Source organism: Pseudomonas paraversuta (assembly GCF_904063065.1).
Taxonomy (GTDB): domain Bacteria; phylum Pseudomonadota; class Gammaproteobacteria; order Pseudomonadales; family Pseudomonadaceae; genus Aquipseudomonas; species Aquipseudomonas paraversuta.
Map to the genome: position 1 here is coordinate 115126 of NZ_CAJFCL010000009.1, position 21010 is coordinate 136135.

19 protein-coding genes are annotated in these 21010 nt (G+C 59.6%); 12 read left to right on the forward strand and 7 right to left on the reverse strand.

The window, feature by feature from the left end:
* Positions 1–17 precede the first annotated feature (17 nt).
* The 3 genes from dgcA to JQ845_RS18670 form a co-directional block, all read right to left on the reverse strand.
* Positions 18–2078: a dimethylglycine demethylation protein DgcA gene (gene dgcA / locus JQ845_RS18660; RefSeq protein WP_004419549.1), complete on the reverse strand. Its 2061-nt coding sequence runs from the start codon at positions 2076–2078 to the stop codon at positions 18–20.
* A gap of 15 nt (positions 2079–2093) precedes the next feature.
* A complete protein-coding gene (locus JQ845_RS18665) occupies positions 2094–2624 on the reverse strand; it encodes a 4-vinyl reductase (protein ID WP_004419551.1) in 531 nt (176 codons plus the stop codon).
* Between the two features lie 129 nt (positions 2625–2753).
* Positions 2754–3731, reverse strand: coding sequence for a dipeptidase (locus JQ845_RS18670; protein ID WP_004419552.1), 978 nt, complete (start codon positions 3729–3731; stop codon positions 2754–2756).
* A 219-nt stretch (positions 3732–3950) separates the two neighbouring features.
* On the opposite strand from JQ845_RS18670, the gene JQ845_RS18675 reads away from it, so the two are divergent.
* Complete coding sequence (locus JQ845_RS18675; protein ID WP_004419553.1) at positions 3951–4352, forward strand: lysozyme inhibitor LprI family protein; 402 nt, start codon at positions 3951–3953, stop codon at positions 4350–4352.
* Positions 4353–4400: 48 nt separating this feature from the next.
* Positions 4401–4817: a DUF3010 family protein gene (locus JQ845_RS18680; protein WP_004419555.1), complete on the forward strand. Its 417-nt coding sequence runs from the start codon at positions 4401–4403 to the stop codon at positions 4815–4817.
* Here the strand turns inward: JQ845_RS18680 and JQ845_RS18685 are convergent.
* Positions 4814–5749: a GlxA family transcriptional regulator gene (locus JQ845_RS18685; RefSeq protein WP_127196517.1), complete on the reverse strand. Its 936-nt coding sequence runs from the start codon at positions 5747–5749 to the stop codon at positions 4814–4816. The two genes, JQ845_RS18680 and JQ845_RS18685, sit on opposite strands and share 4 nt — an antisense overlap.
* Positions 5750–5914: 165 nt before the next feature.
* Between JQ845_RS18685 and choX the strand changes: the two genes are divergently transcribed.
* The 5 genes from choX (at position 5915) to JQ845_RS18710 (ending at position 9878) form a co-directional block, all read left to right on the forward strand.
* Complete coding sequence (gene choX, locus JQ845_RS18690) at positions 5915–6841, forward strand: choline ABC transporter substrate-binding protein (RefSeq protein ID WP_161719922.1); 927 nt, start codon at positions 5915–5917, stop codon at positions 6839–6841.
* A gap of 73 nt (positions 6842–6914) precedes the next feature.
* Positions 6915–7802: a beta-keto acid cleavage family enzyme gene (locus JQ845_RS18695; protein WP_004419561.1), complete on the forward strand. Its 888-nt coding sequence runs from the start codon at positions 6915–6917 to the stop codon at positions 7800–7802.
* A gap of 122 nt (positions 7803–7924) precedes the next feature.
* A complete protein-coding gene (locus tag JQ845_RS18700; RefSeq protein WP_004419563.1) occupies positions 7925–8890 on the forward strand; it encodes an L-carnitine dehydrogenase in 966 nt (321 codons plus the stop codon).
* A 12-nt stretch (positions 8891–8902) separates the two neighbouring features.
* Complete coding sequence (locus JQ845_RS18705; protein ID WP_202210216.1) at positions 8903–9385, forward strand: thioesterase family protein; 483 nt, start codon at positions 8903–8905, stop codon at positions 9383–9385.
* Between the two features lie 235 nt (positions 9386–9620).
* A complete protein-coding gene (locus JQ845_RS18710; RefSeq protein ID WP_004419567.1) occupies positions 9621–9878 on the forward strand; it encodes a hypothetical protein in 258 nt (85 codons plus the stop codon).
* A gap of 104 nt (positions 9879–9982) precedes the next feature.
* Here the strand turns inward: JQ845_RS18710 and gbdR are convergent, their stop codons facing one another.
* Both gbdR and JQ845_RS18720 read right to left on the reverse strand, forming a co-directional pair.
* Positions 9983–11086, reverse strand: coding sequence for a choline metabolism transcriptional regulator GbdR (gene gbdR, locus JQ845_RS18715; protein ID WP_004419569.1), 1104 nt, complete (start codon positions 11084–11086; stop codon positions 9983–9985).
* Between the two features lie 432 nt (positions 11087–11518).
* Positions 11519–12895: an L-serine ammonia-lyase gene (locus tag JQ845_RS18720; protein WP_161720273.1), complete on the reverse strand. Its 1377-nt coding sequence runs from the start codon at positions 12893–12895 to the stop codon at positions 11519–11521.
* A gap of 359 nt (positions 12896–13254) precedes the next feature.
* Here JQ845_RS18720 and JQ845_RS18725 point away from each other — a divergent pair, with 359 nt between their 5' ends.
* The 3 genes from JQ845_RS18725 to choV all read left to right on the forward strand — a co-directional run bounded on the left by JQ845_RS18725 (position 13255) and on the right by choV (position 16291).
* The gene (locus JQ845_RS18725) at positions 13255–14202 is read left to right on the forward strand and encodes a choline ABC transporter substrate-binding protein (protein WP_004419573.1); all 948 of its coding nucleotides are present in this window, start codon (positions 13255–13257) and stop codon (positions 14200–14202) included.
* A 68-nt stretch (positions 14203–14270) separates the two neighbouring features.
* A complete protein-coding gene (gene choW / locus JQ845_RS18730) occupies positions 14271–15116 on the forward strand; it encodes a choline ABC transporter permease subunit (RefSeq protein ID WP_004419575.1) in 846 nt (281 codons plus the stop codon).
* On the forward strand, positions 15113–16291 hold the full coding sequence (choV, locus tag JQ845_RS18735) for a choline ABC transporter ATP-binding protein (protein ID WP_004419578.1): 1179 nt from the start codon (positions 15113–15115) through the stop codon (positions 16289–16291). The genes choW and choV overlap by 4 nt, the downstream gene beginning before the upstream one ends.
* Positions 16292–16383: 92 nt before the next feature.
* Here choV and JQ845_RS18740 read toward each other — a convergent pair whose 3' ends face one another.
* On the reverse strand, positions 16384–18324 hold the full coding sequence (locus JQ845_RS18740; protein ID WP_232286863.1) for a BCCT family transporter: 1941 nt from the start codon (positions 18322–18324) through the stop codon (positions 16384–16386).
* Positions 18325–18777: 453 nt separating this feature from the next.
* On the opposite strand from JQ845_RS18740, the gene betI reads away from it, so the two are divergent.
* Together betI and betB are read left to right on the forward strand one after the other, a co-directional pair.
* Positions 18778–19371: a transcriptional regulator BetI gene (gene betI, locus JQ845_RS18745; RefSeq protein ID WP_004419582.1), complete on the forward strand. Its 594-nt coding sequence runs from the start codon at positions 18778–18780 to the stop codon at positions 19369–19371.
* A gap of 109 nt (positions 19372–19480) precedes the next feature.
* Entirely contained in the window at positions 19481–20953 is a 1473-nt protein-coding gene (gene betB / locus JQ845_RS18750; RefSeq protein ID WP_004419584.1) for a betaine-aldehyde dehydrogenase, read from the forward strand.
* The last annotated feature ends 57 nt before the right edge of the window (positions 20954–21010 follow it).

Here is a 21010-nt window from a genome sequence, read left to right on the forward strand (position 1 = left end):
GAGTTATTCACACGTGCTTAGAAATCCTTGCACAACCTGAGTGCGTCATAGATCGCGGCATGTACGTTGCGCTGGGCCACGCAGTCACCGATGCGGAACAGCAGGTAACCGTCCCCCGGCTCGCTCAGGCACGGTTGCGGCTTGATCGCAAACAGCGCTTCGACGTCGATCTGGCCCTTGTTGCGCGAGTCCGGTTTAAGCCCGTAATACAACTCTTCATCCGGACGCACGCCATTCTCGATCACCACCTGGTCCACCACCCGCTCTTCCCTGGCGCCGGTGTATTCGTTCTCCAGAACGGCAATCAGCTTGTCGCCTTCGCGGTAGACCTTCTCCAGCATCATGTCCCCGGTCATGATCACTTCCTTGGGGTACAGGCTGCGGTAGTAGGTGGGGAATGAGGTGCCGCCAATAGCCACCCCGGGCTTGGTGTCGTCGGTCACGATCTCGACCTGGGCACCTTTGTCAGCCATGAAGTCGGCGACGGACATGCCGGTAAACTCGCAGATGGTGTCGTACACCAGCACGTTCTTGCCCGGCTCGACCTTGCCGTCGAGCACGTCCCAGCTGCTGACCACCAGCCCTTCGGCAGCGCCCCAGTGTTCGTTCTGTTCCACAAACGGATGCCCGCCCACAGCCAGCACCACGATGTCGGGACGCAGATCGAGAATGGTCGCCGGGTCTGCCGCGGTGCCCAGACGCAGATCAACGTTCAGGCGCGCCAGTTCCAGCTGGAACCAGCGGGTAATGCCGGCCATCTGGTCCCGTTGCGGGGCTTTGGAGGCGGTGGTGATTTGCCCGCCGATGACATCCTTTTTCTCGAACAGGGTCACGTCGTGACCCCGTTCCGCGGCTACCCGCGCCGCCTCCATGCCGGCAGGCCCGGCGCCGACTATCACCACCTTGCGTTTGGCCCCGGTACTTTTCTGGATGATATGCGGCACGCCCATGTATTCCCGGGAGGTGGCGGCGTTCTGGATACAGAGCACGTCCAGGCCCTGGTACTGACGGTCGATGCAGTAGTTGGCGCCCACGCATTGCTTGATCTGGTCGATCTGGCCCATTTTGATTTTGGCGATCAGGTGCGGGTCGGCGATGTGGGCACGGGTCATGCCCACCATGTCCACGTAACCGCCTTCCAGAATCCGCGTAGCCTGATTCGGGTCCTTGATGTTTTGCGCGTGCAGCACCGGGGCCTTGACCACTTCCTTGATCCCGGCGGCCAGGTGCAGAAACGGCTCCGGTGGAAAACTCATGTTGGGGATCACGTTGGCCAGGGTGTTGTGGGTATCACAGCCCGAGCCGACCACGCCGATAAAGTCGAGCATGCCGGTGTCGTCGTAGTACTTGGCGATTTGTTTCATATCCTCGTGGCTCAAGCCATCGGGGTGAAATTCGTCACCGCACAGGCGAATGCCGACGCAGAAATCCGGACCGACTTCGGCACGCACGGCCTTGAGTACTTCGAGGCCGAAGCGCATGCGGTTTTCAAAACTGCCGCCCCATTCATCAGTGCGTTTGTTGACCCGCGGGCTCCAGAACTGGTCAATCATGTGCTGGTGCACCGCCGACAGTTCGACCCCGTCCAGCCCGCCTTTCTTGGCGCGCCCTGCCGCACTGGCGTAGTTGCCGATCACGCGCCAGATTTCTTCCGGCTCGATGGTTTTGCAGGTGGCACGGTGCACCGGTTCGCGCACCCCGGACGGCGACATCAGGGTCGGCCAGTTGAAGCCGTCCCAGCGTGAGCGGCGGCCCATGTGGGTTATCTGGATCATGATCTTGGCGCCGTGCTTGTGCATGGCATCGGCCAGGTTCTGGAAGTGCGGGATGATGCGGTCGGTGCTCAGGTTGACCGAACTCCACCACTCCTGGGGGCTGTCGATGGCCACCACCGATGACCCCCCGCAAATCGCCAGGCCGATACCGCCCTTGGCTTTTTCTTCGTAGTACTGCACGTAGCGCTCAGTGGTCATGCCGCCATCGGTGGCATACACCTCGGCGTGGGCAGTGCTGAGCACGCGGTTGCGGATGGTCAGTTTGCCGATTTGAATCGGCTCAAACATTGCTTCGAACGCCATATCCCGATCCTCGACTTACAACGGCTTGACGATAAACAGGCCGTGGTCGTGGCCCTCTTCCGATCCGCTATAAATCTGCTCGGCGCGGGTGCGAATGTGGCTGCCACGGGCCTGCAGAATCTGATCCATGGCGCCGGCAAACCAGCCGGTGAACATGTAATCGACCTTGCGCCCGACCTTGCCGTACACGTAGACGAAACAGGAGTGCTCGAGCTTGATGGTGGCAGTGCCTTTATCGAGGTCGATGTCCTGGATTTCGAACAGGCCCCAGCCACGCTGGGACAGACGCTTCATGTAGTGCTCGAACACCGCGACCCCTTCCAGGCCGTGGCACTCGGCTTCTTTTTCGCACCAGTGCCAGGCGGATTTGTAGCCGGCCTTGTAGAGGATTTCGGCGTAGGCGTCAGCGCCCAGCACCTCCTCGATGCCCATATGGTTGTTGACGAAAAAATGCCGTGGCACATAGAGCATGGGCAGGGCGTCAGAGGTCCAGACACCGGTTTCACTGTCGACTTCGATAGGCAATTGCGGGGCGATTTTAGCCATGGAACAAAACTCCAGAAATTCAACAAATCTATGTAGTCGCTGCCGCAGGCTGCGAAGGGTTGCGAAGCAGCCCGTTTTTCAAGAAGTCCTCATCGCAGCCTTCGGCAGCGACTACGAGGAGCTGTTCGGCTATTCGCCCCAGACGTCCTTGAGCACGTTGACCCAGTTTTCGCCCATGATTTTGCGCACCACGCGCTCGGGGTGACCGCGCTTGAGCAGGGTTTCAGTGAGGTTGGGGAACTCACCCACAGTGCGGATGCCCAGCGGGTTGATGATCTTGCCGAAGCTGGTCAGACGCCGGGCATAGCCCTTGTCGTGGGTCAGCATTTCGAAGAAGTCCTGACCGTGACCCTGGGTGAAGTCGGTGCCGATACCGATCGCATCTTCGCCGACGATATTCATCGTGTACTCGATGGCCTGGGCATAGTCGTCAATGGTGGAGTCGATGCCCTTGGCCAGAAATGGCGCGAACATGGTCACCCCGACAAAACCGCCGTGGTCGGCGATGAATTTAAGTTCGGCGTCGGATTTGTTGCGCGGGTGCTCTTTGAGGCCGGACGGCAGACAGTGCGAGTAGCAGACCGGTTTCTTCGATTCGAGGATCACCTCTTCCGAGGTTTTTGAACCCACATGGGACAGGTCGCACATGATCCCGACGCGATTCATTTCGGCCACCACTTCGCGGCCAAAGCCCGAGAGCCCGCCATCACGTTCGTAGCAGCCGGTGCCCACCAGGTTTTGCGTGTTGTAGCACATCTGCACCACGCCGACTCCGAGCTGCTTGAAGATCTCGATATAGCCCAGCTGGTCTTCAAAGGCGTGGGCGTTCTGGAAGCCAAAAATGATACCGGTCTTGCCCTGTTCCTTGGCCCGACGAATATCCGCAGTGGTTTTTACCGGGATCACCAGGTCGCTGTTTTCGCGAATAAGGGTCTGGCTGGCCACGATATTATTGATCGTGGCTTGAAAACCCTCCCACACCGACACCGTGCAGTTGGCTGCTGTGAGGCCGCCTTTACGCATGTCTTCGAACAGTTCTCGGCTCCATTTGGCAATGATCAGCCCGTCGATAACGATGCTGTCTGCGTGCAACTCGGCTGGGCTCATCAGGCGTCCCCTTATGGGCGCCGAATCGTCTGCCGGCGCTTTGGGGCCAGCATAGGCTCGGGGTTAAAAACAGCCGGGTGCAAAAGCGACAGCGCAATTGCCGAAAGCGTCAATCCGCGACAAAGCCCTCGGCGCCAAAGTAATGACCTATGCTGCGTGGCTGTTCTTTGGCCCACGCATAAGCCAGAATCCGTCCCATCTATGGATTAGGAAGCCGCAATGAAATCGATTCTCCTGGCCTTGGCGTTGATCACAAGCGGTGCGTACGCAGCCGATGATGCCGACTACAACCCGTGCGATGCGGTGGAAAACGACCAGCAAACCCTGGCGTGTTCGGCGTACAGCAAGAATGCGGCCGAGCTGTTGCTGACCGAAAATTACGAAGCCCTGCAGACGCGAATGAACTCGATGTACGGCTCAAACGCAACTCAGCTCAATAACATCATCAGCAAGATCAAGACCGCTCAGGCGCTGTGGTTGCACCAGCGTGACGCCGACTGCGCGATTGTGGTGTTTCCTGCCACATCCGGCACCGAGACCTTCAACATTGCCCAGAACGACTGCATGGCCCGCATGAGCGATGATCGTTCGGAGTTTCTGGAATCGATCGGGCAGGAATAACCACCCTGCTCCCACAGATCAGATGCCTTATTTGAATCCAGGGTTTTTATGACTATTTGCGGTATCGATATCAAAGGCAGCGAAGCGATCTTCGCCGTCGCCACCCAGGGGCCCGACGGTCTTCAACATCTAGCCATTGCGACCAAGAAAATCGCCCTCGACGATGATGACGATGCCCTCAACGTCAAAGCCTTCGCCGCGCAGGTCACAGCCTTTGTAAAGACCAACGCCATCACCCGCATCGCGATTAAAAAGCGCAGCAAAAAAGGCGAGTTCGCCGGCGGGCCGACCACCTTCAAAATCGAAGGCATCATCCAGTTGCTGGACGCTTGCGAGGTGCAATTGCTGTCACCGCAAACCCTCAACGCGCAATTCAAAAAGCACGCATTCGAGCTGCCCGCCTCGCTGAACAAATATCAGCATGATGCGTACAAGGCTGCGTGTGCGGCGCTGCTCAAGGGTTAACCGACCCGGTCCTGTCGCGGTGCACAGGCAAATCGCGCGCGATAGCTGCGGGTGAAGTACGACGGTGATTCAAAACCGCAGGCCAGGCTGATATCCAGCACGCTCATGTCGGTCTGGCGCAGCAGTTGCCGGGCTTTGTGCAGGCGCAGGCCAAGGTAGAAGTTGCGCGGAGTATCGTTCAGGTGCAGGCGGAACAGGCGCTCCAGCTGGCGCTGGGTGACGTTGATGCTCAGTGCCAGTTGCGAAATGCTCAGGGGCGGCTCGGTGTGCTGCTCCATCTCGCCAATCACCTGCACCAGCTTCTTGTTACGGATGCCGTAACGCGTGGCAACTTGCATGCGCTGGTGATCCTTGCGCGGGCGGATACGCCCGAGCACGAACTGCTCTGATACCTCGATAGCCAGTTCCGGGCCGTGCGCCTGGGCAATCAGATCGAGCATCATGTCGATAGAGGCCGTACCGCCCGCGCAGGTAATCCGTCGGCGGTCGATTTCAAACAGCTCTTGCGTGACCTGTAACCGCGGCCATGATTCCTTGAACGCCTCCAGCGCTTCCCAGTGCAGGGTCAGACGATAGCCGTCGAGCAGGCCCGCCTCGGCCAGCACAAAACTGCCGGTATCGATCCCGCCCAGGCTTACCCCTTCGCCGTCCAGACGCCGCAGCCAGTGAATCAGTGCCGGCGTGACATGGGCCAGTGGCTCGAAACCGGCCACCACCAGTAACGTCGCCCCTGCAGTGAGCGCCTCCAGCCCTGCCTCGGCATTGACCGACATGCCGTTACTCGCCGGTACCGCGCCACCGTCGCTGCTCAGCACGTGCCAGCGGTACAGCTCGCCGCGAAAGCGGTTGGCCACCCGCAGCGGCTCAATCGCAGAAATAAAACCCAACGAGGAAAAGCCGGGCAGCAGCAGGAAATAAAAGTCCTTGGGCATGGAGGCGCTCGTGCAGTCAGTTCGCAGGATTGAAACACACTCAGGTCGCTACAGTGCAAAAGCCCGTCGCTCCAGTGCGGTTAAGCAATACCCGACCTCGGTAACTTGGCGTCACGGTGCACAAAGACACCGGCTACCTAATAACAACCTGCCGAGGCCCGCTCCATGAAACGACTGATCAGCTGTTGCTTGTTGGTACTCAGCCCCTATGTGCTGGCTAGTGAAGATCCATCGTGCAAGAACGTACGCATGGGCGTGGTCAACTGGACCGATGTGATCGCCACCAGCGCCATGGCGCAAACCCTGCTCGACGGTCTCGGCTACAAAACCAAACAGACCAGCGCCTCCCAGCAAATCATCTTCGCCGGGATACGTGACAACCGGCTGGACATGTTTCTGGGCTACTGGAACCCGATCATGAACCAGAGCATCACCCCCTTTGTCGATGCCAGACAGGTGACGGTGCTGGCCGAGCCCAGCCTTAAAGATGCCAAGGCCATGCTCGCCGTGCCGACCTATATGAGCGACAAGGGGCTTAAAAGCTTTGCTGACATTGCCCGATTCGAAAAAGAACTGGGGGGCAAGATTTACGGGATTGAACCGGGCTCCGGTGCCAACACCCAGATCAAGGCCATGATCGAGCAAAACCGCTTTGGCCTGGGCAAGTTCCAGCTGGTGGAATCCAGCGAGGCAGGGATGCTTTCGGCCGTGACCCGCGCGGTCAACCGCAATGAACCGATTGTGTTCTTTGGCTGGACCCCGCACCCGATGAACATCAACCAGAAAATGACCTACCTGACCGGCAGTGAAGACGCACTGGGCCCGAATGAAGGCCTGGCCACGGTTTGGACAGTGACCACGCCGGACTACGCCAGCCGCTGCCCGAACGTCAGCCGCTTGCTGAGCAACCTGACCTTCAGCGCCGATGACGAGAGCCGCATGATGCAGCCGTTGCTGGATCACAAAGACGCCCGGGCATCGGCCCGCCAGTGGCTCAGGGACCACCCGCAAGACCAGCAGCGCTGGCTCGAAGGTGTTACCACAGCGGACGGCAAACCCGCTGCAGGGAACCTGAAACTCAGCGCCAAATAATTCAACACCGAGCCCCTCGGCCGCCGCCTGCAACGGCAGCGGCGTGGCGCTCTACGCCCAAAGGAAATGCCCCATGAACCACGACGTCATCATCACTTGCGCACTCACCGGTGCCGGCGACACCAGCGCCCGCAGCCACCTGGTACCGATCACGCCCAAGCAAATTGCCGACGCCGCCGTGGAAGCGGCCAAGGCCGGAGCCACAGTGGTGCATTGCCATGTGCGCGATCCGAAAACCGGTCAGTTCAGCCGTGATGTGGCGCTGTACCGCGAACTGATGGAGCGCATCCGCGAGGCCGACATCGACATCATCGTCAACCTCACGGCCGGGATGGGCGGTGACTTGCACATCGGCCCCGGCGAGAACCCGATGGAATTTGGCCCCAATACCGATCTGGTCGGGCCGCTGACCCGTCTGGCACACGTCGAAGCCTTGCTGCCGGAAATCTGCACCCTGGACTGCGGCACCCTGAACTTCGGTGACGGCGACACCATTTACGTTTCGACCCCGGCGCAGCTGCGGGCGGGGGCCAAGCGCATTCAGGAGCTGGGAGTCAAAGCCGAACTGGAGATTTTCGACACCGGCCATCTGTGGTTCGCCAAGCAAATGATCAAGGAAGGCCTGCTCGACGACCCGCTGTTCCAGCTGTGCCTGGGCATCCCCTGGGGTGCTCCGGCAGACACCACCAGCATGAAAGCCATGGTCGACAATCTGCCCGCCAATGCGGTGTGGGCCGGGTTCGGCATTGGTCGCATGCAAATGCCCATGGCTGCCCAGGCGGTCTTGCTCGGCGGCAACGTCCGGGTCGGGCTGGAAGACAACCTGTGGCTGGATCGCGGGGTACTGGCGAGCAACGGACAGCTGGTGGAGCGTGCCGCAGAAATCCTCAGCCGCCTTGGCGCCAGGGTGCTGACCCCGGCTGAAGGCCGGGTAAAGATGGGTTTGAGCCAGCGCCACTAACCCCGCCTCCCCCTGCCCACCTGCCCACCTGTAGGAGCGAGCTTGCCTCGCGAGCTCTTCAGCGAAACAGCGAAAAGCTCGCTCCTACAGGTTTAAGACCGAATTTTGATCAGGAATCGCCCATGACCTTTATCACTAACATCAAAACCTTCGCCGCCCTTGGCAGCGGTGTCATTGGCAGCGGCTGGGTCGCCCGCGCACTGGCCCACGGCCTCGACGTGGTGGCCTGGGACCCTGCCCCCGGCGCCGAAGCCGCCCTGCGCAAGCGCGTGGCCAAGGCCTGGCCGGCGCTGGAAAAAAGCGGCCTCGGCAAAGGCGCGTCCCAGGACCGCCTGCGCTTTGTCAGCACCATTGAAGAATGTGTACGCGACGCCGATTTCATTCAGGAAAGCGCACCCGAGCGACTCGATCTCAAACTCGAGCTGCACAGCAAAATCAGCGCTGCCGCCAAACCCGATGCACTGATCGGCTCCAGCACCTCGGGCCTGCTGCCCAGCGAGTTCTACGAGACATCCACCCATCCCGAGCGCTGCATCGTCGGCCACCCTTTCAACCCGGTGTACTTGCTGCCGCTGGTGGAAGTGGTGGGCGGACAAAAAACTGCACCGCAAGCCATTGCGGCTGCGATCGAGGTCTATAAATCCCTGGGCATGCGCCCCTTGCATGTGCGCAAGGAAGTACCGGGTTTTATCGCTGACCGCTTGCTCGAAGCCCTGTGGCGCGAGGCGCTGCACCTGGTCAATGACGGGGTGGCAACCACTGGCGAGATCGACGATGCCATACGCTTTGGCGCCGGTTTGCGCTGGTCGTTCATGGGCACATTCCTCACCTACACCCTGGCCGGTGGCGATGCGGGCATGCGGCACTTCATGAACCAGTTCGGGCCGGCCCTGAAACTGCCGTGGACCTACCTGCCGGCGCCGGAACTCAGCGAAAAACTGATCGACGACGTGGTTGAAGGTACAACTGAACAACTGGGCAGCCACAGCATTGCCGCGCTGGAGAGCTATCGTGACGATTGCCTGCTGGCGGTGATGGAAGCGGTGAACGCGACCAAACTCAAACACGGCATTGCCATCAACGATTGAGCGAGGTTCTGCATGCCCATCCTCACCACCTACAGCACCCCCGTTCTTGAAGACTGGGTCGATTACAACGGCCATTTGCGGGACGCGTTTTACCTGCTGATTTTCAGCTATGCCACCGATGGGCTGATGGACCACCTGGGACTCGACAGCCAGAATCGCGAAGCCAGCGGCCATTCGCTGTTCACCCTGGAAGTGCACATGAACTACCTGCACGAAGTGAAGCTCGGCGCCCGGGTCGAAGTGCGCACCCAGATCATCGGCCATGATAAAAAGCGCCTGCATCTTTATCACAGCCTGCACCTGATCGGCGAAGAGCAAACCCTGGCCGGCAATGAGCAAATGCTGCTGCATGTCGACCTTGCAGGCCCGCACTCGGCACCGTTCAGCGAACATTCACTGGCGTTGTTGCAGGCAATTGAAACCCGCCAGGGAGACCTGCCCAAACCGGCTTATGTGGGCCGGGTGATCGGTTTGCCCGGCACCGCCAGAGCATGAAAAAAGCCCCGGACCTGCCGTGACAGGTTCGGGGCTAACTCTGTGTGATGCCGAGAGGGTGACCAAACCATCGACGATGCCGCGAAAGTCAGTGTGCACAGCCCAGTGCACCGGCACTTAGCCGAAAACGACCTGCGCTTAGGCATCCCGGACATATCGTCAGACCGCCCCTTGCCCCCTTGACCAAGCCGTACCAGAATCGAGTTCGATCGCGCCTCTGTAGAAGGATAAAAAAATGATGCACGCGGATTTGATTGATGAGCAAGACCTGCTGGGCCAACTGCGCTCACTGGGGTTTGAGGTGTCTGGCAGCGCCGAGCAAGCCTGTACGACGGTGGTCTGTGGACTGAATGAAACCAATGCTCGCGCACTCAAGGGCCTGGTAGAAAAACTCTACACCGGCAGCGCGACCATTTTGCCGGCGGTGCGCCAGGCCATAGATCAACAGCTGCTGCCGGGGCTGGCGCAATTCAAGCAAAGCAAAATGGCCTGACCCCACCTCTGCCTGCCCCCACCTCTGCAGGAGCGAGCTTGCCTCGCGAGCTCTTCGCTGAAATGCTCGCGAGCAAGCTCGCGCCTGCAGAAGGCTTTGCGGCGTTACAGTCGTACGCTGGCAAAGGTCGATTCGTTGCGCGCCTGATTCAAGGCAGACATGGGGCCGGCCAGCGGCGTCATCAGCAGTGACTGCGGAATCGGGATCAGGGTTGTCTGTTGCGCGGTGTTGGAGCCCACTCGCTCATCCCGTGGCGGAATACCGAAATACTCGCGGTAACACTTGGAGAAATGCGGGGTAGAAACAAAGCCGCACACCGCTGCCACTTCAATGATCGACATGGGTGTCTGCTTGAGTAACTGCCGCGCCCGTACCAGCCTCAGCTTGAGGTAGTAACGCGATGGCGAGCAGTGCAAATACTTCTGAAACAGGCGCTCCAGCTGACGTCGCGATACGGTGACATACACCGCCAGCTCATCAAGGTCGATGGGCTCTTCGAGATTGGCCTCCATCAATGCCACGATTTCCTGCAGCTTGGGCTGGTTGGTGCCAAGCATGTGCTTGAGCGGCACCCGCTGATGGTCCTGTTCGTTGCGAATGCGTTCATACACAAACATTTCCGAAATGGCCGCCGACAGCTCACGGCCATGATCGCGGCTGATCAGGTGCAGCATCATGTCCAGCGGTGCGGTACCGCCCGAACTGGTAAAGCGGCTACGGTCGAGGGTAAACAGGCGGGTACTCATGGCGACCCGCGGAAAGGCTTCCTGCATGGAGGCCAGACATTCCCAGTGCACGCTGCAATCAAAGCCGTCCAGCAGACCGGCGTAGGCCAGGGCCCAGCTGCCGGTGCATACGGCGCCCAGACGGCGCGATTGGCGCGCCTGGCTTTGCAACCATGAAACGTGCTCGCGGGTAACAGTGCGTTGAATACCGATACCGCCGCAAACAATCACCATGTCCAGTGCAGGGGCCTTGTACATGCTTGCATCGGGGGTCACTTGCAGGCCGTCGCTGGCCCATACCTGACTGCCATCTGCGGTGAGGGTGCTCCAGCGATACAACTCGCGACCGGACAGCTGATTGGCCATGCGCAAGGGTTCTATCGCGGAAGCCAGGGAAATGAGCGTGAAATTGTCCAGCAGCAGAAAGCCGATGGATTGAGGCGTACGGTTCTGGGGTTGAACCCCGGAGTTGAACGACGTCATCGCGATATCTCCTCACACAATGCGGGTGATGGCCCCAGGCACAGGCTCTTGTTATTGCCCTCGTTTGACGGGGCTTTGCAATCACAACGCAAATGCCATGCCTAAACTTGAATGACCATTCAACTAAGCCTGAAAACGACGTCGCAATGTGTCTGCGCGGGTATTGACCAAACCGCTGACAAGCATTGTTTAAAAGGACCCGACACGCACAGCCCGGCGCTTTTGAGCACATTGGTAGCACTTGTGGGAAGGCGGCAGAAACAGAGCCGTGACGGAATGTCACCAAGCGCACGAATGCGCCAAAAGAGATCGGTGTGCGCTGAAACAGCGCGCGGAAAACCTGACTACAAACCTGTAGGAGCGAGCTTTTGATCTTGAAAGCTCGCGAGCAAGCTCGCTCCTACAGGAGGGGGCGACCCAGTGATCCGGTGCTCAGCACTCCACCGCGCTGACGGCCAGCCCGCCCCGTGAGGTCTCTTTGTATTTGTCGTGCATGTCGGCACCCGTGTCGCGCATGGTGCGGATCACCCGGTCCAGCGAGATAAAGTGCTGGCCATCGCCACGCAAGGCCATTTGGGCCGCATTGATGGCTTTGACCGCAGCGATGGCGTTGCGCTCGATACAGGGCACTTGCACCAGCCCGCCCACCGGGTCACAGGTCAGGCCCAGGTTGTGCTCCAGACCGATTTCGGCCGCGTTGCACAGTTGCTCGGGGGTGGCACCCAGGATTTGCGCCAGCCCGGCGGCGGCCATGGCGCAGGCTGAACCGACCTCGCCCTGGCACCCCACTTCGGCCCCGGAAATGGAGGCGTTCTTTTTGCACAGAATGCCGATCGCCGCCGCGCTTAATAAATAGTCAACCACATGGGCTTCGCTGACCTCGTCGCTGAATTTCATGAAGTAGTGCAGTACCGCCGGGATGATGCCCGCCGCGCCGTTGGTGGGCGCCGTGACCATGCGCCCGCCCGCTGCGTTTTCTTCGTTGACCGCCAGTGCAAACAGGTTGACCCACTCCATGGCGCTGAGGGTCGAGCCGATGACATTGGGTTTGCCCAATTCCTGCAAGCTGCGGTGCAGGCGCGCCGCGCGGCGACGCACATGCAAACCGCCGGGCAGGATGCCTTCATGCTTCAGCCCCTGCTCCACGCAGTCCTGCATGGCGCGCCAGAGCTTGATCAGGCCACAGCGGATCTCCTCTTCACTGCGCCATGTGCGTTCATTGGCCATCATCAGGGCCGCCACGCTCAGGTGATGTCTGGCGCACAGTTCGAGCAGCTCGCCAGCGCTGGAGAAGTCATAAGGCAACAGGGTCCGGTCCATGTCCAGCACACCGCTGGCCGCTTGCGCAGCGTCCACCACAAAGCCGCCGCCCACCGAGTAATAGCTGTCGCGATGCAGCTCGCCCTGTTCACTGGCGGCGACCAGCGTCATGGCATTGGGATGAAACGGCAGGTTTTCGTCGATCAGGCGCATGTCTTGCGCCCACTCGAACGGGACTGGCAGATAACCGTCGAGTAGCAGGGTCCGGGTCTCGCGCAACTGTTCGATGCGTTGGCCAATGCAGGCCGGGTCGATGACGTCCGGCCATTCGCCCATCAGGCCCATGATCACTGCATTGTCGCTGCCATGGCCGATCCCGGTGGCAGACAACGAGCCATAAAGCTGCACTTCGATACGCCGTACCTGTTGCAGCTGGCCGCGTTCGCGCAAGCCCTGCACAAACAGCGCCGCCGCCCGCATAGGCCCGACCGTGTGGGAGCTGGAGGGACCGATGCCGATCTTGAACAGGTCAAACACGCTGATAGCCATGAGCACAAAGCCTCGGGGGTGAATGCCCGCACTATGGGCGGTTTTCAATCAGCTAAAACGTCCAGCTACGACCCGGCTTTGCCTGCCAGCGCCCTCGCCGTTTTATACGGTGCAGACAGCTGGAAAAGGCAGTTTCAGCAGCGGAATTTTCCATATACGACCTCCCAAGTACCAGATACGACCCTCCCTGTACTGGATGCGACGCACCCTGTAGGCGTTTGAATTTCACTGTTACATGATCAGTCTCGACTCGATTGCCAGATGCGCGGCCAAACCCCTGCCGGGCATCGCCCAACCGCAACTGATACGTGCGGCTTTTCGATTCGGAAACCGCCACCCAGACACCCAGGAGTCGTTCCATGAAACATTCCCCGTCGCTGTTGCTGGCTGCACTGTTGAGTCTGCCCGTGATCGTCCAGGCTGCCGAGCCGGCGCAATGCAGCACCGTTAACTTCTCGGATGTCGGCTGGACCGACATCACCGTCACCACCGCCGTCACCAGCGAGGTGCTCAAGGCCCTCGGTTACAAAACCAAAACCACCATGATTTCAGTACCCGTCACCTACAAGTCACTGGCCGATGGCAAGAACATGGACGTGTTTCTGGGCAACTGGATGCCCACCATGGAAAACGACATCAAGGCTTACCGCGATGCCGGAACGGTGGAGACCGTACGGGCCAATCTGGAGAACGCCAAATACACCCTGGCCGTGCCCGAAGCGCTGTATGACAAGGGTTTGAAAGACTTCTCCGACCTGCCCAGATTCAAGAAGGAACTGGACGGCAAAATCTACGGCATCGAACCCGGCAACGATGGCAATCGCATGATCCAGACCATGATCGACAAAAACGCCTTCGGCCTTAAGGACGCAGGCTTCAAGGTGGTGGAGTCGAGCGAAGCCGGAATGCTGTCACAAGTCGATCGCGCCCAGCGCCGTGGCACCGAGGTGGTGTTTCTGGGCTGGGAACCGCACCCGATGAACACCCGTTTCAAGATGAAATACCTCACCGGTGGCGATGAGTTCTTCGGCCCCAATTATGGTCAGGCAACCATCTACACCAACACCCGCAAGGGCTACACCCAGGAATGCCCGAACGTCGGCCAGTTGCTGAAGAATCTGGTGTTCACTCTGGACATGGAAAGCACCCTGATGGGCAAGGTGCTCGATGACAAGACCAAACCGGACGTGGCGGCCAGAGCCTGGCTTAAACAGAACCCGCAAGTGCTCGACACCTGGCTGGCGGGCGTGACCACTATCGACGGCAAGCCGGGCCTTGAGGCCGTCAAGGCCAGTCTCGCGAAGTAAGCTCGGGCGCCGGGGGGCACGCTCGCCCGGCTCCGTTTCAATTCCCCTGCATGCGGACGTTCACTACCATGCTGATTGATCACAAGATCCCTCTGGGCGAGTACATCGCCAGCTTCGTCGACTGGCTGACCAAACACGGCGCCAGCACCTTCGACGCCATTGCGCTGACGCTGGAAACCATGATCCATGGCGTGACGTTCGCGCTGACCTGGTTCAACCCCTTTGTGTTTATCGGACTGATTGCACTGCTCGCGCACTTTATTCAACGCAAGTGGGGGCTGACGGTGTTTGTGGCACTGTCGTTTCTGCTAATCCTAAATCTGGGGTACTGGCAAGAGACCATGGAAACCCTGGCGCAGGTGCTGTTCGCCACCTTTGTCTGCGTGATCATCGGGGTGCCGCTGGGCATTCTGGCGGCGCACAAACCCATGTTCTACACCTTCATGCGCCCGGTGCTGGACTTGATGCAGACCGTGCCGACCTTCGTTTACCTGATCCCGACCCTGACCCTGTTCGGGCTGGGTGTGGTGCCGGGGCTGATCTCTACCGTGGTCTTTGCCATTGCCGCGCCGATTCGCCTGACCTACCTGGGGATTCGCGATGTACCCCATGAACTGCTCGATGCCGGCAAGGCCTTTGGCTGTTCGCGCCGCCAGCTGCTCACACGCATCGAACTGCCCCATGCCATGCCCAGCATCGCGGCCGGGATTACCCAATGCATCATGCTGTCGCTGTCGATGGTGGTGATTGCCGCCCTGGTGGGTGCCGACGGCCTGGGCAAACCGGTGGTCAACGCACTGAACACCGCAGACATCGCCCTGGGCTTTGAGGCCGGGCTGGCAATTGTATTGCTGGCGATCATGCTCGACCGGATCTGCAAGCAGCCGGAAGCCAAGAAAGGAGCTGACGCATGAGCATTATCCGCTTCGACAAGGTTGACGTTATCTTTGCCAAAGATCCGCGCGAGGCCCTGGGCCTGCTGGACCAAGGGCTGTCACGGGATCAGATCCTGAAAAAGACCGGGCAGATTGTCGGCGTCGAGAGCGCCAGCCTGGACATCGACAAAGGCGAAATCTGCGTGCTGATGGGTTTGTCCGGCTCGGGTAAATCCAGCTTGCTGCGCTGTATCAACGGGCTTAACACCGTGAGCCGTGGCCAGTTGTATGTGGAGCATGAAGGCAAGCAGATCGATATCGCATCCTGCACCCCGGCCGAACTGAAAATGATGCGCACCCAGCGCATCGCCATGGTGTTTCAAAAGTTCGCCCTGATGCCATGGCTGACCGTACGCGAGAACATCAGTTTTGGTCTGGAGATGCAGGGCCGGCCCGAGAAGGAACGCCGTGCGCTGGTGGACGAAAAGCTGGAGCTGGTGGGCCTGACCCAGTGGCGCAACAAAAAACCGGATGAACTGAGCGGCGGCATGCAACAGCGGGTCGGCCTGGCCCGGGCACTGGCCATGGACGCCGATATTTTGCTGATGGATGAACCCTTCTCGGCACTGGACCCGCTGATTCGCCAGGGCTTGCAGGACGAATTGCTGGAGCTGCAGCGCAAGCTCAGCAAGACCATTGTGTTTGTCAGCCACGATCTGGACGAAGCCCTGAAACTGGGGAGCCGCATCGCGATCATGAAAGACGGCAAGATCATTCAGTACAGCAAGCCTGAAGAAATCGTGCTCAACCCGGCAGACGACTATGTGCGCACCTTCGTCGCCCATACCAACCCCCTGAACGTACTGTGCGGGCGCAGCCTGATGCGCACGCTGGACAACTGCAAACGCATCAACGGCTCGGTGTGCATAGATCCGGGGGACGACTCGTGGATTGATCTGGCAGAAGGCAACACCATCAAGGGCGTGCGCCAGGGTGCCAGCAACGTGGACTTGCAGCACTGGAGCCATGGGCAGGCAGTGGAAGGACTGGGGCGTGGTCCGACCCTGGTGGACTCGGGAATCGGCATGCGCGACGCGCTGCAAATCCGTTATCAGACCGGCAACAAGCTGGTGCTGCACGACAATCAGAAAGTGGTGGGGATACTCGGCGATACCGAGCTGTATCACGCGCTGCTGGGCAAAAACCTGGGCTAGGTGCCCGTAACTGACCTTGTAGGAGCGAGCTTGCTCGCGAGCTGTTCAAACCGGCTTGCGAACAGGCCCGCTCCTGCAGGAGGGACGTGAATTTAGCTGTAAACCCGCCCAAGGAGCTGGCGATGGCTTTCAAACTGGTCGAGCACGTCACGGCTGATTTGCTCTGGGGTGAAGCCCATCAGGTCGTATTCCTGGCTGCCGTTATGCAAATACACTTCAGCCCGGTAGTAACGGTTGCGCACTTCATCCTGACCAGACTCGCCCGGTGCCGCCATGTAGCCGTCCAGGCTGACTTCGTAGACAAACGGGTTGCCTTCTTCCATCTCGACCCGCACGCCCATGCAACGCTTGGCTTTACCCAGCAGGGTCTGTACATCAAAGCCTTGGGCACGCAGTTGCGTGGCGGCTTCTTCCAGTGCCGGGGTCACGTGCTTGTCCATAAAGCGCTGCACCACTGCCTGGGTCGGCTGCAGGTCCTGGGCGGTCAAACGCTCGCTGAAAAAGCCGCTGCGACCACGGGCCGCCAGTTCAGCCTGTTCCTGTTCCATCTGGGTGTCCTGGCGCATCGCTTTGTGCAGGCCGAACATGAACAGGATCAGCACCACCGAAAACGGCAGGCCGGCCAGCACCACCATGGTTTGCATGGCGGCAAAGTTACCGGCAAACAACAGACCGATGGTCACCAGGGTAATCACCACCGACCAGAAGATGCGCAACCAGTGCGGGGCGTCTTCATCCACATCGCCGCCTTTGCAGGACAGGTTGGCCATCATTACCGCGCCGGAATCCGCCGGGGTCAGGAACAGTACAAAGCCGACAAAGATCGACACACCGATCACGATTTTCGAGGCAGGGTAGTGCTCAAGCAGTTGGTAAATTGCCATCGACGGCTGTTCGAGCGCCGTTTTACCCAACTCCACCGCCCCCTGGTTAACCACCAGGTCCAGGGCCGAGTTACCGAAGATCGACAGCCAGGCCAGGGTGAAGCCCAACGGAATCAGCAATACGCCCGCTACCAGTTCACGCACGGTCCGCCCGCGGGAAATACGCGCAATGAACATGCCGACGAACGGGGCCCAGGAAATCCACCAGGCCCAGTAGAACAGGGTCCACAGACCCAACCAGCCTTCGGTCTTCTTGGTGTCGCCTTCATAGACATACAGGTCGAAGGTTTTCATGACGATACCGTTGAGGTAGTCGCCGGTGTTTTGCACAAAGCCGTTGAGCAGGTGCAGGGTCGGGCCGAACAACAGCACGAAAATCAGCAAGCCACTGAACAGCACGATGTTCAGGTTGGACAGACGGCGAATGCCGTTCTCAACGCCCGAGACCGCCGCGATGGTGGCCACGGTGCTCATCACGATGATCACGATCAGCAAGTTGGTGTTGCTGTGCTCCATGCCGAACAGGTTCTCAAGCCCCGACGACACTTGCATCGAGCCAATGCCCAGGTTGGTCACCAGGCCAAGCAACGTCACGAACATGCCGAAGCCGTCTACGGCGTGGCCCGCAGCGCCTTTGACCCAGCGTTCACCCATCAACGGATACAACGCCGAGCGCAGGGCCAGCGGCTGGTTGTGACGATAGGCGAAGTAAGCCACGGCCAGACCGACCAGTGCGTAAATCGCCCAGCCGTGCAGACCCCAGTGCAGGAAAGTCAGTTGCAGCGCCTGGCGCGCGGCCTCGTGGCTGCCCGATACCCCTTCAGGCGGGTTGAAGTAGTGATCCAGGGGCTCGGAAGCGCCGAAATACAACAGCGAAATACCGATGCCGGACGAGAACAGCATCCCGGCCCAGGCGCCGTAGCTGAAGTCGGGGGTGTCTTGCTTGGTCCCCAGTTTCAGCTTGCCATAGGACGAAAACGCCAGCCCCACGACGAAAATCAGGTAAGCGGCGATCACCACCATGTAGTACCAGCCGAAGCTGCGCGACAGCCATTCCTGGGCAACACCCAGTACGCGGCCTGCTTCTTCGGGGGCGATGATCAAAATGGCAGTCAGCAACAATATCAAGGCAGTGGAGGTGTAAAACACCCAACCGTTGACCGTCACCTTTTGCGGTGGGGTCTTTATAAGAGAAGCAGAACTCATGGCACGGATGCTCCAGGCAGCGCGAGAGAAAGACTTGAGGCTACGCACCACTCGACCAAACGCTTAGATAGCGACCAACGGTCGAGTGATATAAAGACACCGCTAAAAAAACCGGACCCGCCCGGACCCTGCTGTTTCTGTAGGAGCGAGCTTGCTCGCGAGCTTTTTAATCGCGTTACAGGGCTCGCGAGCAAGCTCGCTCCTACACAAAACCGGGGTTCCAGCGATGTTTGCTGTGTCGTTTTGCGCCATTGATGCCCAGGCAAACGGCATAAATCGCGACGATTTGTCGCAGAGCTTATTCTTTGTTGATTGAACGTTCAATCAAAACAAAATAGACTGGTCTTCGCTCAGTGATCGATTTGCACTGCTCGCAGGCCCAAGGAGATTTGCAAGATGCCAAAGGTCGGGATGCAACCCATACGCCGCCAGCAGTTGATCGAAGCCACGTTAACGGCAGTCGATCAGGTCGGGATGGCCGATGCCAGCATTGCGCTGATTGCCCGTTTGGCCGGTGTGTCGAATGGCATCATCAGTCACTACTTTCGCGACAAGAACGGTCTGATTGCCGCCACCATGCGGTACTTGATGAACGTCTTGATCGACAACGTCACCGCCCGCCGCCAGGCGCTGAGCGATGACAGCCCCAGGGCTCACCTGCAGGTAATCGTTGAAGGCAACTTTGACGCCAGCCAGGTCAGTGGCCCGGCAATGAAAACCTGGCTGGCCTTTTGGGCCGCCAGCATGCACCAACCGTCTTTGCACAGATTGCAGCGGATCAACGATCACCGCTTGTACTCCAATCTGTGCTGCCAGTTCCGCCGGGTTTTGCCGCAGGCCCAAGCCCGCAATGCAGCACGGGGCCTGGCAGCTCTCATCGATGGTCTATGGTTGCGGGGTGCCCTGTCGGGAGACGCTTTCGACACCGAACAGGCACAACGCATCTGCTACGAATACATGGATCTACAACTGGCGAAAAAGGTGAGTTAGGCCTCAATCAATGCTTAACCCCTGAACTGTCGTGAATCTGAGTTGCCCCAGTTAGATGGCATCCAGGTTCACGATGAACGCCAACCACTTATGCACTTGCGAGGATTTTATGGCCCGTTTCGAACTGCAAAAACTCTACATCGACGGCGGCTACACCGACGCCAGCAGCGATGCAACCTTCGATGCCATCAACCCGGCTAACGGCGAAGTCCTTGCGCAAGTGCAACGTGCGACTAAAGAAGACGTTGAGCGCGCTGTTGTCAGCGCCGAAAAAGGCCAGAAAATCTGGGCTGCCATGACTGCCGTGGAGCGTTCGCGCATCCTGCGCCGGGCCGTGGACATCCTGCGCGAGCGCAACGATGAACTGGCTGCCCTGGAAACCCTGGACACCGGCAAGTCGTACTCCGAAACCCGTTACGTGGACATCGTGACCGGTGCCGACGTACTGGAATACTACGCAGGCCTGGTGCCCGCCATTCAGGGCGAGCAGATCCCGCTGCGCGACACTTCGTTCGTTTACACCCGTCGCGAGCCGCTGGGCGTTGTGGCCGGTATCGGCGCATGGAACTACCCGATCCAGATCGCTTTGTGGAAATCCGCACCGGCACTGGCCGCCGGTAACGCGATGATCTTCAAGCCAAGTGAAGTCACTTCCCTGACCACCTTGAAACTGGCCGAGATCTACACCGCTGCCGGCGTACCGGACGGCGTGTTCAACGTACTGACCGGCAGCGGCCGCGAAGTCGGCACCTGGCTGACCGAGCACCCGCGCATCGAGAAAATCTCGTTCACCGGCGGCACCGACACCGGCAAGAAAGTTACCTCCAGCGCCACCAGCTCTTCGCTCAAAGAAGTGACCATGGAACTGGGCGGCAAGTCGCCGCTGATCATTTTTGACGACGCCGACCTGGATCGCGCGGCTGACACCGCGATGATGGCCAACTTCTACAGCTCGGGCCAGGTGTGCACCAACGGCACCCGCGTGTTCGTCCCGACCGCACTGAAAGCAGCGTTCGAAGCCAAGATTCTGGAGCGCGTTGCCCGTATACGTATCGGCAACCCGGAAGACGAAAACACCAACTTCGGTCCGCTGGTCAGCTTTGCTCATATGGAAAGCGTGCTGGGCTACATTGCCAAGGGCAAGGAAGAAGGCGCCCGCCTCCTGTGCGGCGGCGAACGTCTGACCCAGGGTGACCTGGCCAAGGGCGCATTCGTGGCACCGACCGTGTTCACCGACTGCACCGATGAGATGACCATCGTCAAAGAAGAAATCTTTGGCCCGGTGATGAGCATCCTCACCTACGACACCGAAGAAGAAGTGATCCGTCGCGCCAACGATACCGAGTTCGGCCTGGCTGCCGGTGTCGTGACCAAAGACCTGAACCGCGCCCACCGCGTGATTCATCAGCTGGAAGCGGGCATTTGCTGGATCAATGCCTGGGGCGAGTCCGACGCAAAAATGCCGGTAGGCGGCTACAAGCAGTCGGGTATTGGCCGCGAAAACGGTATCAGCTCCCTGGCGCAGTACACCCAGATCAAATCGGTACAGGTTGAGTTGGGCGATTACGTTTCGGTGTTCTAAGCCAGCGCCCCCAGCGCCGGCACGCCAGCTCCCACGCACCTTGTGGGAGCCCGGTTT

Coding starts and splice junctions, on each gene's coding strand:
- dgcA (WP_004419549.1), bottom strand. CDS start 2,078: ATGGCGTTCGAAGCAATGTTTGAGCCGATTCAAATCGGCAAACTGACC.
- JQ845_RS18665 (WP_004419551.1), bottom strand. CDS start 2,624: ATGGCTAAAATCGCCCCGCAATTGCCTATCGAAGTCGACAGTGAAACC.
- JQ845_RS18670 (WP_004419552.1), bottom strand. CDS start 3,731: ATGAGCCCAGCCGAGTTGCACGCAGACAGCATCGTTATCGACGGGCTG.
- JQ845_RS18675 (WP_004419553.1), top strand. CDS start 3,951: ATGAAATCGATTCTCCTGGCCTTGGCGTTGATCACAAGCGGTGCGTAC.
- JQ845_RS18680 (WP_004419555.1), top strand. CDS start 4,401: ATGACTATTTGCGGTATCGATATCAAAGGCAGCGAAGCGATCTTCGCC.
- JQ845_RS18685 (WP_127196517.1), bottom strand. CDS start 5,749: ATGCCCAAGGACTTTTATTTCCTGCTGCTGCCCGGCTTTTCCTCGTTG.
- choX (WP_161719922.1), top strand. CDS start 5,915: ATGAAACGACTGATCAGCTGTTGCTTGTTGGTACTCAGCCCCTATGTG.
- JQ845_RS18695 (WP_004419561.1), top strand. CDS start 6,915: ATGAACCACGACGTCATCATCACTTGCGCACTCACCGGTGCCGGCGAC.
- JQ845_RS18700 (WP_004419563.1), top strand. CDS start 7,925: ATGACCTTTATCACTAACATCAAAACCTTCGCCGCCCTTGGCAGCGGT.
- JQ845_RS18705 (WP_202210216.1), top strand. CDS start 8,903: ATGCCCATCCTCACCACCTACAGCACCCCCGTTCTTGAAGACTGGGTC.
- JQ845_RS18710 (WP_004419567.1), top strand. CDS start 9,621: ATGATGCACGCGGATTTGATTGATGAGCAAGACCTGCTGGGCCAACTG.
- gbdR (WP_004419569.1), bottom strand. CDS start 11,086: ATGACGTCGTTCAACTCCGGGGTTCAACCCCAGAACCGTACGCCTCAA.
- JQ845_RS18720 (WP_161720273.1), bottom strand. CDS start 12,895: ATGGCTATCAGCGTGTTTGACCTGTTCAAGATCGGCATCGGTCCCTCC.
- JQ845_RS18725 (WP_004419573.1), top strand. CDS start 13,255: ATGAAACATTCCCCGTCGCTGTTGCTGGCTGCACTGTTGAGTCTGCCC.
- choW (WP_004419575.1), top strand. CDS start 14,271: ATGCTGATTGATCACAAGATCCCTCTGGGCGAGTACATCGCCAGCTTC.
- choV (WP_004419578.1), top strand. CDS start 15,113: ATGAGCATTATCCGCTTCGACAAGGTTGACGTTATCTTTGCCAAAGAT.
- betI (WP_004419582.1), top strand. CDS start 18,778: ATGCCAAAGGTCGGGATGCAACCCATACGCCGCCAGCAGTTGATCGAA.
- betB (WP_004419584.1), top strand. CDS start 19,481: ATGGCCCGTTTCGAACTGCAAAAACTCTACATCGACGGCGGCTACACC.